The organism is Pseudomonas sp. RA_15y_Pfl2_54, from assembly GCF_963971015.1.
Lineage (GTDB): Bacteria > Pseudomonadota > Gammaproteobacteria > Pseudomonadales > Pseudomonadaceae > Aquipseudomonas > Aquipseudomonas baetica_A.
Map to the genome: position 1 here is coordinate 52,039 of NZ_CAXAPN010000036.1, position 16,454 is coordinate 68,492.

A 16,454-nucleotide genomic window follows, 5' to 3' on the forward strand; every position below is an offset into this window, starting at 1 on the left:
GCAGTTTTTGCGAGCAAGCCCTCTCCCAACCTGGATCTGTAGTGCTCACAACTCCAGACTGGGAACAGCGGGGCAATACTGCAAGGTTCAGCTATCAACTCCTGGGGGCAGGCAGCGGCGCAAAAAGTGCCTCAATATCGCTTTGCTCCAGCTTCCAGCCGCCAGTGGTACCGCCTTCAAGCACCGCACCGGCCAACGCCGCTTTCTCCTGCTGCATCGCCTGTATTTTTTCTTCCACCGTGCCTCGGGCAATCATTTTGTAGACGAACACCGGGTTGTTTTGCCCAATCCGGTAGGCACGGTCTGTCGCCTGATTTTCTACCGCAGGGTTCCACCACGGGTCGAAATGGATGACTGTGTCCGCCGCTGTCAGGTTCAAACCTGTGCCGCCGGCTTTCAAACTGATCAGAAACAACGGCACCTTACCGCCCTGAAAGTCTTTCACCGGTGTACGCCGATCCGTCGTTTCGCCGGTCAGCAGCGAATAGCCAAGACCACGCTGCTGCAACTCCTGCTCAATCAGGGCGAGCATCGACGTGAATTGTGAAAAGAGCAGAATTCTGCGGCCCTCACCAAGCAGCTCTTCGAGCATCTCCATCAGACTGGACAGTTTTCCGCTGCCGGAGCGAAGGGTCTTCGGCGTCAGCGGCATTTTGATCAACCGCAGATCGCAACAGACCTGGCGTAGCTTGAGCAAAGCGTCAAGGATAATGATTTGACTGCCGCCTACACCGCTGCGGGCAATTTCCTCACGCACCTTCTTGTCCATGGCCACGCGAACCGTTTCATAAACGTCTCGTTGACCATCGCTCAGATCAACCCAATGCACAATTTCTGTTTTTGGCGGCAACTCGGTCGCCACCTGGTCTTTCTTTCGACGCAACAGAAACGGCTTTATCCTGGCCGTCAAATGTTGCATACGCTGGGCATTGCCGTGTTTTTCGATGGGCGTACGGTAGTCGCGATTGAACGATTTGCTATCACCAAGCCAGCCAGGCAATAGAAAGTGAAACTGAGACCACAACTCGCCCAGGTGGTTTTCCAGTGGTGTTCCGCTCAGGCACAACCGCTGGCGAGCCTGCAGATCACGGGCCGCCTGAGCAGCCTTGCTGACTGGATTCTTGATGTTCTGTGCCTCATCGAGAATCAGCACACTCCACATCTGCGGCTGCAGAGCGTCAAGGTCTCGCGGCAGCAGCGCGTAGGTCGTCAGTACCAAGTCGTACTCGGCAAGGCAGGCAAAATCCTTTTGACGCGTCGCGCCATGCAGCGCCAACACCTTCAATTGCGGAGTAAAACGCTGTGACTCATCCAGCCAGTTGGGTATCAGGCTTGTGGGCATCACGACGAGTGCAGGATGATCGAGCCGTCCAGCCTGCTTTTCCGTGAGTAGATGCGCCAGGGTTTGCAGGGTTTTCCCCAACCCCATGTCATCGCCAAGAATACCGCCAACCTCCAGCTCGCGCAGGGTTTGCATCCAGTTCAGACCTTCGAGCTGGTAGGGACGCAACTGCGCCTTGAGACCGGCGGGTGCAGCGACGTGCGCATGCGTCGACTCGCGCAATCGCTTTGCAAAAGCGCGCAATCGATCACCACCTTGCCAGTCGAGCGACACGCCTTCCAGTAAACTCAGACGCGCAGCATCGGGAGCACTCAAGCGCAACGCATCGCCCTGATGATTGCCCAGATACAACTCAGCAAGCGTGGCCATCAGCGGCTTGACCCTGCCATAGGGTAGCGCGACTTTTGTAGTTGCACGGGAAGCGAGGTGACCACCTCCCAGCTCGATCAAGAGTTGCTCATCATCGCTGCGCTGACCCAGGCTGGAGGGCTCGAGCAACTGTGGCTGGCTGCGTAACAAATGCAGCAGGATCGGCAACAGGCTGTACCGCTCGCCGTTGACGACAATACCTAGCTGCAGATCAAACCACTGATGCCCGGACTCCTCCTCGACTTCTGCATACCACTGCTCCACAGGCTGCAAATTGAAATGAAAGCCAGGGCTGATATCGATTTTCCAGTTAGCCTCGCGCAACACCGCGAGTCCATCCTGCATAAATAATAGCCAGGCCGAATCATCGGGCAGGGCGAACATCTCGCCCGGACGGTCAATGCTACTTTTGCGCGTGGCCTTTTTAAAACCTTGCTTCGTCAAGAGCTGGCGCAAGGCTTTCTCGGCGGCGGGTTGGCGTTGAATACGCTGAGTTTCAACACCACTGAGGACCAACACTTCCGGATTTCTGTCCGTTGCTGGATGTCCGTTGTAGGTAAACGCCAATGCCGCCCGATGCTCCAGCTCATATTGCCAGCGCGCATAACGCTTGCCACTGGCGAGAGTGAGGTGAGCCTTGGGCAGAACGTTGTCGATAACACGATCAGTGAGGGCATGCGGCGGAGCAACCTGGGTCACAGCGCCCATGCGATGGCTAAACTGCATCGACTGACGAGCCGGAATTTCCGGAGCCAGCGTCAAATGACAAGCCAGTTTCTCTTCCAGGTCGCTAGACAGAGGGCCGATCTGATGCCGCTCGCGGTCAAGATAGTAAAGAGGCTCCACAGCCAGTGGCGACTCCACCGCGGCTTCGTCACTGCTCCACTGAGAACGGAAACTGCCGTTTGGCTGCTCGGCCCAAGCAAAACGCCCCACCCTCCTCACGCCTTTGGTTAGAGGATGCAACACTTCAAAATCCAGGAAGAGTCGTGAGGTATTCAACAACATCTCAAGCAATTCAGCACCACTGCTACCCTCCAGAGGATAGCCGCTGTAATACGCATGATGGGAGTGCATGGCGATCAACAGCCTGGCAATGCGCAAGTCGAGTTCGGATAAGTAACCAGGTTGGCGGATCAGCAAGTCCGACAGCGAATACAGCGACTTGATATCGCGCAACTCGCCACTCTTGAGCTGATAACCCTTGAAAATCTGTACCAGCCACTTCCCTGTAGCAGGGGTTTCCTTGAGTTTGTATAACAGCCGCGTACTCGCCGCTTGCGCCAGTTCCCCGCCAGGCTTTGTCGCCGCGGGTATATCGGCGAGCCAACGCTCCAACTCACGATTGAGTTGAACCGGAGCGCGACTGTCAGATGAATTAACGGGTACTTCCTCCTTCAGGTGGTAAATAGCCGCAGCGCAGTGCTTGCAATAAAGCATGACAGGGCAAGAGCAAGAGCATTCGAGCCGCCAATGCCCCCCCGCTTTGACAAGCTCAATGACTTGCTCATACACCTCAATCCCAGAGCCGACACACGAAGCGACGACCCTTGAGTCGTCGATCTGAAGGATCGCTATCCGATCCTCGTCCGCATACTTCAGAGCCCTGTCCAGAGTGCGCTGGCTGAACACATCTTCCCAAGGCAGAGCATCCAGTTGCTCAACTATCGTAGTCACGCTGTCAACCCGCCAAAACGCGTGACAGGATCGACTTCACCGCACCCATCCCGTCCTGTAACGCCTGCTCGATCTGGGCCATGGTGATGACTTCAGTGGTCTTGCCCGCCGCCGGGTTCACCACCAGTGCCAGACAGGCGTAGTCCAGATCCAGTTCACGAGCCAGCGCCGCTTCCGGCATACCGGTCATGCCGACGATGTCGCAGCCATCACGCTCCAGACGGACGATTTCTGCGACAGTCTCCAGACGCGGGCCTTGCATGCAGGCGTAAACGCCCTGATCGCTGTATCCGCAGCCTTCGGCGGCTAACGCAGCAATCAACTGCTGACGCAACGGTTCGCTGTAGGGAAAGCTGAAGTCGATGTGGGTGACATGCTCCAGGTCATCGGCGAAATAGGTGTGCTCACGCCCACTGGTGTAATCGACGATCTGATGCGGCACGCAGAAATGCCCGGTGTCCATGGCCGGGTGAATCCCGCCGACGGCATTGACCGCGATGATTGCTTCGGCACCGGCCTGCTTCAACGCCCAAAGATTGGCGCGGTAGTTGACCTTGTGCGGCGGGAGACGGTGCGGATGGCCGTGCCGGGCGAGGAACAGCACTTCCTTGCCCGCGTATTCGCCAACCTGCACGTCGGCCGATGGCGCGCCGTAAGGCGTGTCCACCGCCAACGACTGGCGAATGCTCAAGCCTTCGAGCTGGGTCAGGCCGGTGCCACCAATGATTGCGAAAACCGCCATAACGGAAAATCCTTAATCGATCAGTTGAGCGTCTTTGAGCGCAACGATGGCGCTGAGCCAGCGCGGATCCTGACGGTAATCGGTGCTGGCGAACGCCTGACCGCGCATCCGCGCGATGCGAGCGGATGGCCTGACCTTCATACGTTGTGCAGCGCTCAGGGCCAACTCGGCCGCGGCGCGGTCGTTGCATACCAGGCCCATGTCGCAACCGGCAGTCAGTGCGGCTTCGATGCGACTGGCTGCGTCGCCGACCACGTGGGCGCCGGCCATCGACAGGTCGTCACTGAAGATCACACCGTCGAACTGCAACTCGCCGCGCAGAATGTCCTGCAGCCAGCGGCGGGAGAAACCAGCAGGCTGCGAGTCGACTTGCGGGTAGATGACGTGAGCGGGCATAACAGCAGCGAGTTGCTTGCTGAGCCGGGCGAATGGCACGAGGTCGTTGGCACGGATCTCATCGAGGCTACGCTCGTCGTTCGGGATCGCCACATGCGAATCGGCTTCCGCCCAGCCATGACCGGGGAAGTGTTTACCGGTGGCCGCCATGCCGGCGCTGTTCATGCCGCGAATAAAGGCACCGGCCAGTAATGCGGCACGTTCGGGATCGCCTTCGAACGAGCGGGTGCCGACAACGGCGCTGCGCTGATAATCCAGATCAAGTACCGGGGCGAAGCTCAGGTCGAGGCCGACCGCCAGCACTTCGGTGGCCATGATCCAGCCGCACTGCTCGGCCAGATATTCGGCATTCGGGTTGTCAGCAATGGCGCGCATGGCCGGTAGACGGACAAAACCCTGACGCAAGCGCTGGACGCGACCGCCCTCCTGATCCACGGCCAGCAGCAGGTCTGGACGTATGGCGCGAATCGATGCGCTCAGCTCGCGTACCTGACGTGGATGCTCGATGTTGCGGGCAAAAATAATAAGGCCGCCCACTTCGGGCTGACGCAACAAATGGCGATCTTCAGCCGTCAGCCAGGTACCGGCGACGTCCACCATCAACGAGCCTTGCAGGCCAGCAGTCATAGAGATTCCTTGAAAACAAAAAAACCGATCCACATGAAATCGCTACCAAGGGCGGTGCCTGGCACGTCGGCAATTTCTATGCAGAAGGGTTTCAGAACGAGAGTCGGCATGGGCAGCTAGCTTAGCGGATACAAGCTGCCGCGCCCACCCGTGCGCGGTTAAACCTTGGCGGCGACCGGCATTGATTTGCTGCGCGGACGCAGTTGAGCGGTGGCCATGGCCGCGTCGGTGACGCCGGTTTCGGCACGCATGCCCGCGGCGAGGAACGGCACCATCAGGCGCATGACTTGCTCAATGGAGGTGTTGACGCCGAAATCGGTTTCAGCAATCGCACGCAAGGCCTTGATGCCGGACATGCTGAACGCAGCAGCACCGAGCATGAAGTGCACGCGCCAGAACAACTCGATCGGAGGAATACGTGGCGCCGCCTCGTTGACCAGCAGCATATAGCGGCGGAATACCTTGCCGTACATGTCTTCCAGATAACGACGCAAGTGGCCTTGGCTCTGGCTGAATGCGAGACCAAGCAGACGCATGAAAATCGACAGGTCATTGCCGCTACGTGGCTGAACCACCAGCGCCTGCTCGACGAGGATTTCCAGCAACTCTTCAAGGGTGGGTTTGTTTTCAGGCTTGGCCTGACGCCGTTCCAGCTCTTTATCAAGGCTCGTGCAAAACGGCCCGAGGAAGCGCGAGAAGACCGCTTGAATCAGCGCTTTCTTCGAGCCGAAATGATAGTTCACCGCTGCCAGATTGACGCCGGCCTTGCTGGTGATCAAACGCAATGAGGTTTCAGCGAAACCTTTCTCCGCGAACAACTGCTCGGCAGCATCAAGAATGCGTTCAACGGTTTCCGACTGGGCCATGGCTACTCCGCCTGACAAACACTTGTTTGAAACATACGTTTCAGCCTGTGCCTTGTCAAGCCTGCCAGTTCGTTTTGGGAATGGTCGGTCAGCTATTTAACCACACAAGACCGATGCATTAATAAGCAGGCCTGCCGACCGTCCGGCGGCCTGTAAAAAAACGGGCATTGCCAAGACCGCTTCACTGTATATAATCCCAGTCACTGTATAAAAAGACAGAGCGATCAATATGCTAAAGCTGACGCCACGCCAAGCCGAGATTCTGGCCTTTATCAAACGCTGCCTTGAAGACAACGGCTACCCGCCGACCCGCGCAGAAATCGCTCAGGAACTGGGTTTCAAGTCGCCCAACGCAGCGGAAGAACATCTCAAGGCGCTGGCTCGCAAGGGCGCCATCGAGATGACCCCAGGTGCATCCCGTGGCATTCGCATCCCCGGTTTCGAAGCCAAAGCCGACGACTCGACCCTGCCAATCATCGGCCGAGTCGCTGCTGGCGCACCGATCCTCGCCCAGCAGCACATCGAAGAATCCTGCAACATCAATCCTGCATTCTTCCACCCTCGCGCCGACTATCTTCTGCGCGTACACGGCATGAGCATGAAGGACATCGGCATTTTCGATGGCGACCTTCTGGCCGTTCACACCACCCGTGAAGCGCGTAATGGTCAGGTTGTCGTCGCCCGCATCGGTGATGAAGTCACCGTCAAACGCTTCAAGCGCGAAGGCAGCAAAGTCTGGCTGATTGCAGAAAACCCTGAGTTCGCCCCCATCGAAGTCGACCTGAAAGATCAGGAACTGGTTATCGAAGGCTTGAGTGTCGGCGTAATCCGCCGTTAGTTAAAGGAGGCTTTATGCAGTTCCCACACACACCTCAACAGACACAACTGCCTTTATTCGAAGCGTTTCTAGCGCAACCGATAGCGCCGATCCTGAAAGAAGTGGTCGAGCGCCCGTGGAGTGTTGAACCGGAAGTATTCAGTGAACTGTCACTGCGCGGTGCCACCGGGAACTGCCTAAACCTGCTGGCTCCGATCCTTCGCGAACTGAGCGATGATCAGGACGCACGCTGGCTAACGCTGATTGCACCACCTGCCAGCCTGACACAAGCGTGGCTGCGGGATGCAGGGCTGAACCGCGAGCGCATTCTATTGCTGCAACCGAGGGGCACTCAAAGTGCTCAGCAACTGGCGTGCGAAGCCTTGCGCCTGGGGCGAAGTCACACTGTAGTCACTTGGCTCAATCCACTGAACACGGGTTCACGACAACAATTGATCAGCGCTGCACGCAAGGGCAACGCCCAGAGCCTGAATATTCGATTGGGTTAGCTGGCTGGTTACGGGCGCTGTTTGAAGCGCCGGGCTTCTCCAAGGATAGAGAAGCCGATCTGAAGCGACAGGACAAACAGGAAAGCAGACGGGGATCAATGAAGAACCCGCGGCCCTTCTTCCTTGTCAAAATCCCCCTCAATCATCCGACCCGCCATCTGCACACCGACGCTCAGCATCGCCTTGGCGATTTCTACATGCTGGCCCTGCAGGAATGTCTTGGCATCCTCGGAGAAATCCAGAGTCACCAGAGACCCCTCGTCCTCAGCCCTGCGCAGTTCGATTCGGCCGTCGGGTAACTCGACAATTTCTAGAAAGGACGTTGGCATATAGGTCTGTTCTCCACGAAAGGCAGGCATTATATAGACATCATCCAGGCTTCGCTCGGGATCTTGACCAGCAGCATGTTTCAGATTGCCACCGCGTCAATCTCCCTCAGCACTCATTCAAGCCTTCGCGAAAACGGATCGCCAGAGCTTTCAGGTTCTGCCGCCAGCTCTCCAACTCCTCTCGACTCAACTCATCTGGTGCCTCTTCTTCATCCAGATTAACCGCCTGGATCAGCGGCTGTGTCACATCTCCCTTGGGTTTGTGCGGTACCCTCGGCGGCTGGAACAACGCCGAATGCGCTGCTAACAGTTTGGCCAGCCAGGTTTGCGAATTGCCCGCCAACTCAACCATTTCAGCCAGTTCGGGGATAGCAATCGACTCAAGCACGTCGCACGTCAGCAGCATCTCCGCCCGGGGTTCATTTGCCTGAGGCAGACGGTAGAAACCGGCGATTTCATGACAAAGCCCCAACAAGGCACCGTAGAGGTGAAACAGCGCCGATTCACGTCCGGCCTGAATCAGCGCCAAAGAATTCATCGCCCGCCCCTCTTCAGCTCGAGCCAGAGCTTCCAGCGACAGGCCGGCAAAATAAATCTTCTGATTGGTACGGGTATAGAGTTCGTGGGCCATGACGGCTGCCTCCACAACGAAATAATTGCTTCACACAGGCCGGACAGTGTCGTGGATCAGCCAATCCCACCGCAAGCACATACTGAAAAGGCCGCATGAAAACCCAAAGGTTCTCATGCGGCCCTTTCAGTATGTGACTAACGCTTACTCAGCCTTGGCCTTTGCGCTGCGCTTGTCTTCAACCGCCCACTTGCCGCCGTCGTAGTAAGCCTTCCAACCGGTAGGCTTGCCGTCGACTTCGGTCTGTACGTATTGCTCCTTGGTCTTGCGGCTGTAGCGGATCACCGCTGGCAGACCATCAGGATCCTTCTGCGGCGCTTCACACAGGAAGTGATACTTTGGATCAATCTCGCTCTTGTGCGGCAGAATCTCGATCACCAATGGAGCACGAGTCTCACGGTTTTTCGGGAACTGACTGGCCGCCAGGAACAGACCGGACGCACCATCACGCAGGATGTAGGTGTCGTTGACTTTTTCGCACTTCAGCTCAGGCATCTTCACCGGATCCATCTTCGGCGGCGCCGCGTCTCCGCTCTTGAGCAGTTTGCGCGTGTTTTTACAGGTCGGGTTGGTGCAGCCGAAGAACTTGCCGAAACGGCCGGTTTTGAGTTGCATCTCGCTGCCGCACTTGTCGCACTCAAGGCTTGGACCTTCATAGCCCTTGATGCGATAGCTGCCTTCTTCGATTTCGTATCCGGCGCAATCCGGATTGTTACCGCAAATGTGCAGTTTGCGCTTCTCGTCGAGCAGGTATGCGTCCATCGCCGTGCTGCAGATCGGGCAGCGATGCTTGCCACGCAGTACCAGCGACTCCGACTCACCCTCGTCGTCTGCAGCGATTTCGTCTCCCGGCACCAGGTTGACGGTGGCCTTGCAGCGTTCTTTCGGTGGCAGGCTGTAGCCCGAGCAGCCGAGGAATACGCCGGTCGACGCGGTACGAATCTGCATCGGACGGCCGCACGTGGTGCACGGAATGTCGGTCATGACCGGCTGGTTGGCACGCATGCCGTTGTCCGGGTTCTCCGCCACTTCGAGTTTCTTCTTGAAGTCGCCGTAGAACTCGTCCAGCACGTTTTTCCAGTCGCGCTCGCCGTGAGCCACGTCATCGAGGTTCTCTTCCATGCCGGCGGTAAAGCCGTAGTCCATGAGATTGGAGAAGCTCTCCGACAGGCGTTCGGTGACGATGTCGCCCATTTTTTCCGAATAGAAACGACGGTTATGCAGCGTCACATAGCCGCGATCCTGAATGGTCGAAATGATCGCAGCGTAGGTCGAAGGACGACCGATGCCGCGTTTTTCCATTTCCTTGACCAGGCTGGCTTCGGAGTAACGCGCCGGTGGCTTGGTGAAGTGCTGGGACGGATCAAGCTTGATCAGCTTCATCACGTCGCCCTGTGCCATGTCCGGCAGAACATCGTCATCGCCAGGCTTGGCGATCTGCGGCATTACGCGGGTGTAGCCGTCGAACTTGAGGATACGGCCCTTGGCACGCAGCTCGAAGTCACCAGCAGCGACGCTCACGGTGGTCGACAGGTATTGCGCGGGCAGCATCTGGCAAGCGAGGAACTGGCGCCAGATCAGCTCGTAGAGGCGCTCAGCGTCACGCTCCATGCCGGCCAGCTTGCTCGGCGTGGTGTTGGCGTCGGAAGGACGGATCGCTTCGTGAGCCTCTTGTGCACCTTCTTTGCTGCTGTAGACGTTTGGTGTTTCCGGCAGGTACTTCTTGCCGAACTCGTCTTCAATGTAAGTGCGTGCCATCGTCACGGCGTCAGCCGAGAGGTTGGTCGAGTCGGTACGCATATAAGTGATGTAGCCAGCTTCGTACAAACGCTGGGCCATCATCATGGTTTTCTTCACCCCGAAGCCCAGGCGATTGCTCGCTGCCTGTTGCAGGGTGGACGTGATGAACGGTGCCGAAGGCTTGCTGCTGGTCGGCTTGTCTTCGCGCTTGACGATGCTGTAGCTGGAAGACTTCAGCTTCTCCAGCGCTGCAGTTGCCTGGGCTTCGTTCAGCGGCTTGAAGGCTTCGCCCTTCTCGCGCGCTACTTCGAAACGCACGGTCGAGCCTTTGGTGGTGCCTAAATCGGCGTGCACTTCCCAGTATTCTTCAGGGTTGAAGGCACGGATTTCGCGCTCGCGCTCGACCACCAGTTTCACCGCAACCGATTGCACACGACCGGCAGACAAGCCACGGGCGATCTTGGCCCACAGCAGTGGCGAGACCATGTAACCCACGACGCGGTCGAGGAAACGACGCGCCTGCTGGGCATTCACACGATCGATGTCCAGCTCGCCCGGCTCGGAGAAGGCTTCCTGAATCGCTTTCTTGGTGATTTCGTTGAACACCACGCGCTTGTAGCGGCTGTCGTCACCACCAATGGCTTCGCGCAGGTGCCAGGCAATGGCTTCCCCCTCGCGATCCAAGTCGGTTGCGAGATAAATGGTGTCAGCGTCTTTGGCGAGCCGGCGCAGCTCTTCGATGACCTTCTCTTTACCCGGGAGGATCTCGTACTGGGCTTTCCAGCCATGATCGGGATCAACCCCCATACGCGAGACCAACTGCTTACGCGCTTTCTCTTTCGGCGTGAGCACCGGCCCTTCGCCCGCGGCAGCCTTGCCGCGCTTGGCGGCTGGCTCTTTGCTGGCGCTAGCCGAACCGCTGGTGGGCAGGTCTCGGATATGGCCGATACTCGACTTCACCACGTATTGGTTACCCAGATACTTGTTGATGGTCTTGGCCTTAGCCGGGGATTCCACAATGACCAGCGATTTGCCCATGGATCAGAAAATTCCTGAATTCTAGAAGTGAAAGGCGGTTGGCGCCTGACGCGGCACCGCTATATATAGTTGATACAAGGTGAGGTCAAGCACAGGGTGCTGCGCGCACTCGCCTCATGCCTTGGAAAAAAGGCTCGGTTCGGCTTGCACCAAAGCAAAGCGTGGCACCTGCTCGCCGTCAACCTCGACTGACTCGAGAAACATGCTCAAAGGGCGCACCCAAAAGCCATAATCGCCATACAGGGCTTGGTAAAAGACCACTTCTTCTTCGGTCTCGGAATGCCGCGCAACATTGAATACACGGTACTGCGGACCTTTGTAATGTTGGTAGAGCCCAGGTTGTATCGGCATGCTTCGGCCCTCACTCAAATTTTTTCAAAAAAAAACAAAATAAATCCACAAAAACAAAAACCGGGGCACTTGGCCCCGGCTTCCATCAACGAGACACTTAAACGCGTTCGAAGACGGTGGAGATGCCTTGGCCGAGACCAATGCACATAGTGGCCACCCCGAAGGTGCCGCTATTCTGCTTCATCACGTTCAGCAGGGTGCCGGAAATACGCGCACCGGAGCAACCGAACGGGTGACCCAGGGCAATCGCGCCGCCGTGCAGGTTAACCTTCTCATTCATCTTGTCGAGTACTTTCAGATCTTTCAGCACTGGCAGAGCCTGTGCGGCGAAAGCTTCATTGAGCTCAAAGAAGTCGATATCGTTAATGACAAGACCTGCACGCTTCAGGGCTTTCTGTGTAGCCGGAACTGGACCATAGCCCATGATTGCCGGATCCACACCCGCCACTGCCATCGAGCGGATCACCGCCATCGGCTGGATACCCAGGTCCTGCGCACGCTGCGCCGACATCACGATCATGCACGAAGCACCATCGGTGATCTGCGACGAAGTACCGGCAGTCACGGTGCCGCCCTTTGGATTGAAGGCAGGCTTGAGGGCCGCCAGGCTTTCCAGGGTGGTTTCCGGACGAATGGTTTCGTCGTAGTCGAACAGTTTCAGGAAACCGTTCTCGTCATATCCCTGCATCGGGATGATTTCGTCTTTGAACTTGCCTTCCACGGTGGCCTTGTGGGCGAGTTGGTGGGAACGCACGCCAAAGGCGTCTTGCTGCTCACGAGTGATGCCGTGCATCTTGCCAAGCATTTCAGCGGTCAGGCCCATCATGCCCGAGGCTTTCGCAGCGTACAGAGACATGTGCGGGTTCGGATCGACACCGTGCATCATGCTCACATGACCCATATGCTCGACGCCACCAACCACGAACACGTCACCGTTACCGGTCATGATCGCTTGCGCAGCAGTGTGCAGAGCGCTCATCGACGAGCCACACAGACGGCTGACGGTCTGGCCGGCCGAGGTGTGCGGGATCTGGGTCATCAGCGACGCCATGCGCGCAATATTCCAGCCCTGCTCCAGGGTCTGGTTTACACAGCCCCAGATCACGTCCTCGACTTCAGCAGGATCGACCTTGGCGTTGCGCTCCAGCAATTTGCTGATCAGGTGCGCCGACATGTCTTCAGCGCGGGTGTTGCGGTGCATGCCGCCCTTGGAGCGGCCCATCGGTGTACGACCGAAGTCGACAATCACGACGTCTCTAGGATTCAAGCTCATAAGTTCACTCTCACTCTAGTTGGGGGCGCTTAACCGAAGAAGCTCTGGCCGTTTTTGGCCATTTCGCGCAGCTTCGCGGTCGGGTGGTACAGCGCGCCCAAATCAGCGTACTGGTCAGCCAGGGCAACGAACTCGGCAACACCGATCGAATCGATGTAGCGCAGCGCACCGCCACGGAATGGAGGGAAACCGATACCGTAGACCAGACCCATGTCGGCTTCGGCGGCAGTTTCAACGATGCCGTCTTCCAGGCAACGCACGGTTTCCAGGCACAGCGCAATCATCATCCAGTTGATGATGTCTTCGTCAGTGACTTCGCGCTGCTCGTAAACGATCGGCTTGAGTACTTCCAGTACCGACGGATCGGCAACTTTCTTCTGCTTGCCTTTCTTGTCGGTCTCGTAGGCGTAGAAGCCCTTACCGTTTTTCTGGCCCAGACGCTTGGCTTCGTAAAGCACGTCGACAGCCGAACGACGGTCATCCTTCATGCGATCCGGGAAGCCTTCAGCCATCACGTCACGGCCGTGGTGACCGGTGTCGATGCCGACCACATCCATCAGGTAGGCAGGCCCCATCGGCCAGCCGAATTTTTCCATGATCTTGTCGATGCGGACGAAGTCCACACCAGCGCTGACCAGCTTGGCGAAACCGCCGAAGTACGGGAACAGCACGCGGTTGACCAGGAAGCCCGGGCAATCGTTGACGACGATCGGGTTCTTGCCCATTTTCTTGGCGTAGGCAACGGTGGTGGCAACAGCCAGCTCGCTGGACTTCTCGCCACGAATCACTTCTACCAGCGGCATCATGTGCACCGGGTTGAAGAAGTGCATGCCGACAAAATTTTCCGGGCGCTTGAGGGCTTTCGCCAGCAGGCTGATGGAAATGGTCGAGGTGTTGGACGCGAGGATGGTGTCCTCTTTGACCTTGTCTTCGACTTCCGCCAGCACGGCTTGCTTGACTTTCGGGTTCTCGACGACAGCTTCAACAACCAGGTCAACGTGACCAAAATCGCCGTAGGACAGCGTCGGACGAATGCCGTTGAGCACTTCAGCCATTTTCGCGGCGGTCATACGACCTTTGTCAACGCGGCCAACCAGCAGTTTGGCGGCTTCGGCCAGACCCTGCTCGATACCGTGTTCGTTGATATCCTTCATCAGGATCGGCGTGCCTTTGGACGCCGACTGATAGGCGATACCGCCCCCCATGATGCCAGCGCCGAGTACGGCGGCCTGCTTCACGTCTTTGGCGATTTCGTCGTAGGCCTTGGCCTTCTTCTTCAGTTCCTGATCGTTCAGGAACAAACCGATCAAGCTCTGCGCGGCAGAGGTCTTGGCCAGTTTGACAAAACCTGCGGCTTCGACTTCCAGCGCCTTGTCACGACCGAAGTTGGCGGCTTTCTGGATGGTCTTGATCGCTTCGACCGGCGCCGGGTAGTTCGGGCCAGCTTGACCGGCAACAAAACCTTTAGCGGTTTCGAAAGCCATCATTTGTTCAATGGCGTTCAGCTTGAGTTTTTCCAGCTTCGGCTGACGCTTGGCCTTGAAATCGAACTCGCCGCAGATGGCACGCTTGATCAGCTCAAGGGCAGCTTCCTGCAGCTTCTCTGGAGCAACCACGGCGTCGACCGCGCTGACTTTCAGGGCGTCTTCAGGGCGGTTTTCCTTGCCGGCGGCAATCCACTCGATAGCGTTGTCGACACCGATCAGGCGCGGCAGACGCACGGTACCGCCGAAGCCTGGGTAGATGCCCAGCTTGACTTCCGGCAGACCGATTTTGGCCTTGGTCGACATGACGCGATAGTCAGCTGCCAGGCACATTTCCAGACCGCCGCCCAGGGCGATGCCGTTGATGGCCGCTACGGTCGGAACGTTGAGGTCTTCGAAATCGCTGAAGATCTTGTTGGCTTCGAGATTGCCAGCAACCAGCTCGGCATCCGGCAGCTTGAAGTTTTCGACAAATTCAGTGATGTCGGCGCCGACGATGAACACGTCCTTGCCACTGCTGACGATCACACCCTTGATCGAAGCATCTGCCTTGATGGTGTCTACGGCCTGACGCAGCTCGTTCAGGGTAAGACGGTTGAACTTGTTGACGGACTCACCCTTGAGGTCGAATTTCAATTCGACGATGCCACTTTCAAGAGCGTTAACCGTGATGGCTTTACCTTCGTAAATCATCAACTGATCTCCACGATATGGAAGCTGAACAGTACACGTCGGACGCAGGCGAATGGCTTGGCAGGACGCTTTTTCGTCGATGCTAACGCCAATCCACCCGGCACACCCGCCAACGCGATAGTCGGGATTCTGTAGGAGCGATCTGTAAGACAAACGCTCAATTCATACGCCCGTTTGATTTGGGTACGCCACCTTCACGGAATTTCCGACAATTGTCAATCGCCCAAAATACGGGTTGAAAGGCGACTTTGCGGTCATTTCCGCTCCACGAAGACCGGCAACACGCATCTGCATGTGAAGCCATTCATAGAATCAATAGTTAGAAAAGTCGCCCTAATTCTCATCGAGCCTTGTTTAAGGGGCTACGCTGGCTGGACTACAGGGAGATTCGCTGACTCCGCAAATGTGAATCAGCGATAAAAACAGTTACCGGCCTGCCTGGCCCCCGCCCGATGAATCATGTCGGGCTTTTTGTTGCTCGTCTGCCGGACGATGCGCACCATTGCAGTACGAAATGTCCGCGGGTTACGCCAGCGCTTTCAGTGTGGCATCGATATCCTGCAAAACTGCGGCTTCACCCTTTTCGCCCCAGTACAAGGCGATCATCTGCTTGTCGGCCTCGACCTTGAACACGTTGCCTGGCAACTTTTCGAAATGATTGAGCAGCGCCCGGTCTTCGCAGACTTCCTGCCATTGATTGACCCATATCCCTGGCGACTTCTGCCAGTAAGTCCAGCACGCTGGCTGACTGCCACGCCGCGGCCGATGGTATTGAGCACACGGATTGGGAGGCTCCTGAGACAGCCAGTGCGGCCACTCCTGAGGCGCCAGTTGCATAGCCAGCCCGATACGCCGCGCCTCCATGCGCAGGGCCATTCGACCGCTCTGCACACGCGATGGGCGCAACCATGCCAGCGGGCTCAGAACCACCAACAGGATTGACACCACCAACCAGACCGTCATATCTCTACTCCCGACTTAAGGTGAGCGCATTGTGTCACTTTGTTGAAACCAGCCATACTTAACAGTATTGAACCGTCACGAGGAGCACCTCATGCCCTACTCCCATATCCTGGTCGCCGTCGATCTGACCGAAGAGTGCGATCCTGTGATCCACCGCGCCCGAGAGCTGTCGGTGAGCAATGACGCCAAGCTCTCGCTGGTGCATATCGTCGAGCCGATGGCCATGGCGTTCGGCGGCGACGTGCCGATGGATCTATCACAACTGCAACAGCAGCAGTTCGATCAAGCCAAGGAACGCCTTGAGCGCCTGAAACTCAAGTATTGCGAACTCAAAGGCGCCGACTGCCACTTGACCTACGGCCAGCCACGCCAGGAAATCCACCATTTTGCCAAGGAGCATGAGTGCGATCTGATCGTGGTGGGCAGTCATGGACGCCATGGTCTGGCGCTGTTGCTCGGCTCGACCGCCAACGATGTACTGCACGGCGCGCCTTGTGACGTGCTAGCGGTGCACCTGGTCAAACAGTGAAATGCATCACCCTGAGGGACGGGCTTGCTCGCGAAAACGTCGGCACATCCAATTTGATTTCGCGTGATATACCGATAT

14 protein-coding genes are annotated in these 16,454 nt (G+C 57.3%); 3 read left to right on the forward strand and 11 right to left on the reverse strand.

All coding sequences use genetic code 11. The features are described 5' to 3' along the window. Positions 1-94: 94 nt before the first annotated feature. From AACY50_RS23520 to AACY50_RS23535, 4 genes are all read right to left on the reverse strand, one after another. Entirely contained in the window at positions 95-3,388 is a 3,294-nt protein-coding gene (locus tag AACY50_RS23520; RefSeq protein ID WP_339539232.1) for a DEAD/DEAH box helicase, read from the reverse strand. A 4-nt stretch (positions 3,389-3,392) separates the two neighbouring features. Next, on the reverse strand, positions 3,393-4,130 hold the full coding sequence (locus tag AACY50_RS23525; RefSeq protein ID WP_339433385.1) for an S-methyl-5'-thioinosine phosphorylase: 738 nt from the start codon (positions 4,128-4,130) through the stop codon (positions 3,393-3,395). A gap of 12 nt (positions 4,131-4,142) precedes the next feature. Next, entirely contained in the window at positions 4,143-5,153 is a 1,011-nt protein-coding gene (nagZ, locus tag AACY50_RS23530) for a beta-N-acetylhexosaminidase (RefSeq protein WP_339433386.1), read from the reverse strand. A 158-nt stretch (positions 5,154-5,311) separates the two neighbouring features. After that, positions 5,312-6,019, reverse strand: coding sequence for a TetR/AcrR family transcriptional regulator (locus AACY50_RS23535; RefSeq protein ID WP_339433387.1), 708 nt, complete (start codon positions 6,017-6,019; stop codon positions 5,312-5,314). A gap of 229 nt (positions 6,020-6,248) precedes the next feature. On the opposite strand from AACY50_RS23535, the gene lexA reads away from it, so the two are divergent. Then, entirely contained in the window at positions 6,249-6,857 is a 609-nt protein-coding gene (gene lexA / locus AACY50_RS23540; RefSeq protein ID WP_003226590.1) for a transcriptional repressor LexA, read from the forward strand. 14 nt (positions 6,858-6,871) lie between these two features. Next, positions 6,872-7,345 carry an SOS-induced cell division inhibitor SulA gene (sulA, locus tag AACY50_RS23545; protein WP_339433388.1) on the forward strand — a complete coding sequence of 158 codons (474 nt, stop codon included), beginning with the start codon at positions 6,872-6,874 and terminating at the stop codon, positions 7,343-7,345. Positions 7,346-7,440: 95 nt separating this feature from the next. On the opposite strand, the gene AACY50_RS23550 is transcribed toward sulA, so the two are convergent. The 7 genes from AACY50_RS23550 to AACY50_RS23580 form a co-directional block, all read right to left on the reverse strand. Continuing rightward, positions 7,441-7,674: a hypothetical protein gene (locus AACY50_RS23550; protein WP_221733227.1), complete on the reverse strand. Its 234-nt coding sequence runs from the start codon at positions 7,672-7,674 to the stop codon at positions 7,441-7,443. 106 nt (positions 7,675-7,780) lie between these two features. Beyond that, positions 7,781-8,305, reverse strand: a complete 525-nt coding sequence (locus AACY50_RS23555) for a DUF6586 family protein (RefSeq protein ID WP_339466197.1) — start codon at positions 8,303-8,305, stop codon at positions 7,781-7,783. Positions 8,306-8,449: 144 nt separating this feature from the next. After that, positions 8,450-11,083, reverse strand: a complete 2,634-nt coding sequence (gene topA / locus AACY50_RS23560; protein WP_339433390.1) for a type I DNA topoisomerase — start codon at positions 11,081-11,083, stop codon at positions 8,450-8,452. Between the two features lie 114 nt (positions 11,084-11,197). Further along, complete coding sequence (locus AACY50_RS23565) at positions 11,198-11,434, reverse strand: DUF1653 domain-containing protein (protein ID WP_042560169.1); 237 nt, start codon at positions 11,432-11,434, stop codon at positions 11,198-11,200. Positions 11,435-11,531: 97 nt separating this feature from the next. Beyond that, positions 11,532-12,707: an acetyl-CoA C-acyltransferase FadA gene (gene fadA / locus AACY50_RS23570; protein ID WP_339466195.1), complete on the reverse strand. Its 1,176-nt coding sequence runs from the start codon at positions 12,705-12,707 to the stop codon at positions 11,532-11,534. Positions 12,708-12,736: 29 nt separating this feature from the next. Further along, positions 12,737-14,884, reverse strand: a complete 2,148-nt coding sequence (fadB, locus tag AACY50_RS23575) for a fatty acid oxidation complex subunit alpha FadB (RefSeq protein ID WP_339466194.1) — start codon at positions 14,882-14,884, stop codon at positions 12,737-12,739. Positions 14,885-15,409: 525 nt separating this feature from the next. Continuing rightward, entirely contained in the window at positions 15,410-15,847 is a 438-nt protein-coding gene (locus AACY50_RS23580) for a hypothetical protein (RefSeq protein WP_339433393.1), read from the reverse strand. Between the two features lie 91 nt (positions 15,848-15,938). Here AACY50_RS23580 and AACY50_RS23585 point away from each other — a divergent pair, with 91 nt between their 5' ends. Beyond that, entirely contained in the window at positions 15,939-16,376 is a 438-nt protein-coding gene (locus tag AACY50_RS23585; protein ID WP_339433394.1) for a universal stress protein, read from the forward strand. The last annotated feature ends 78 nt before the right edge of the window (positions 16,377-16,454 follow it).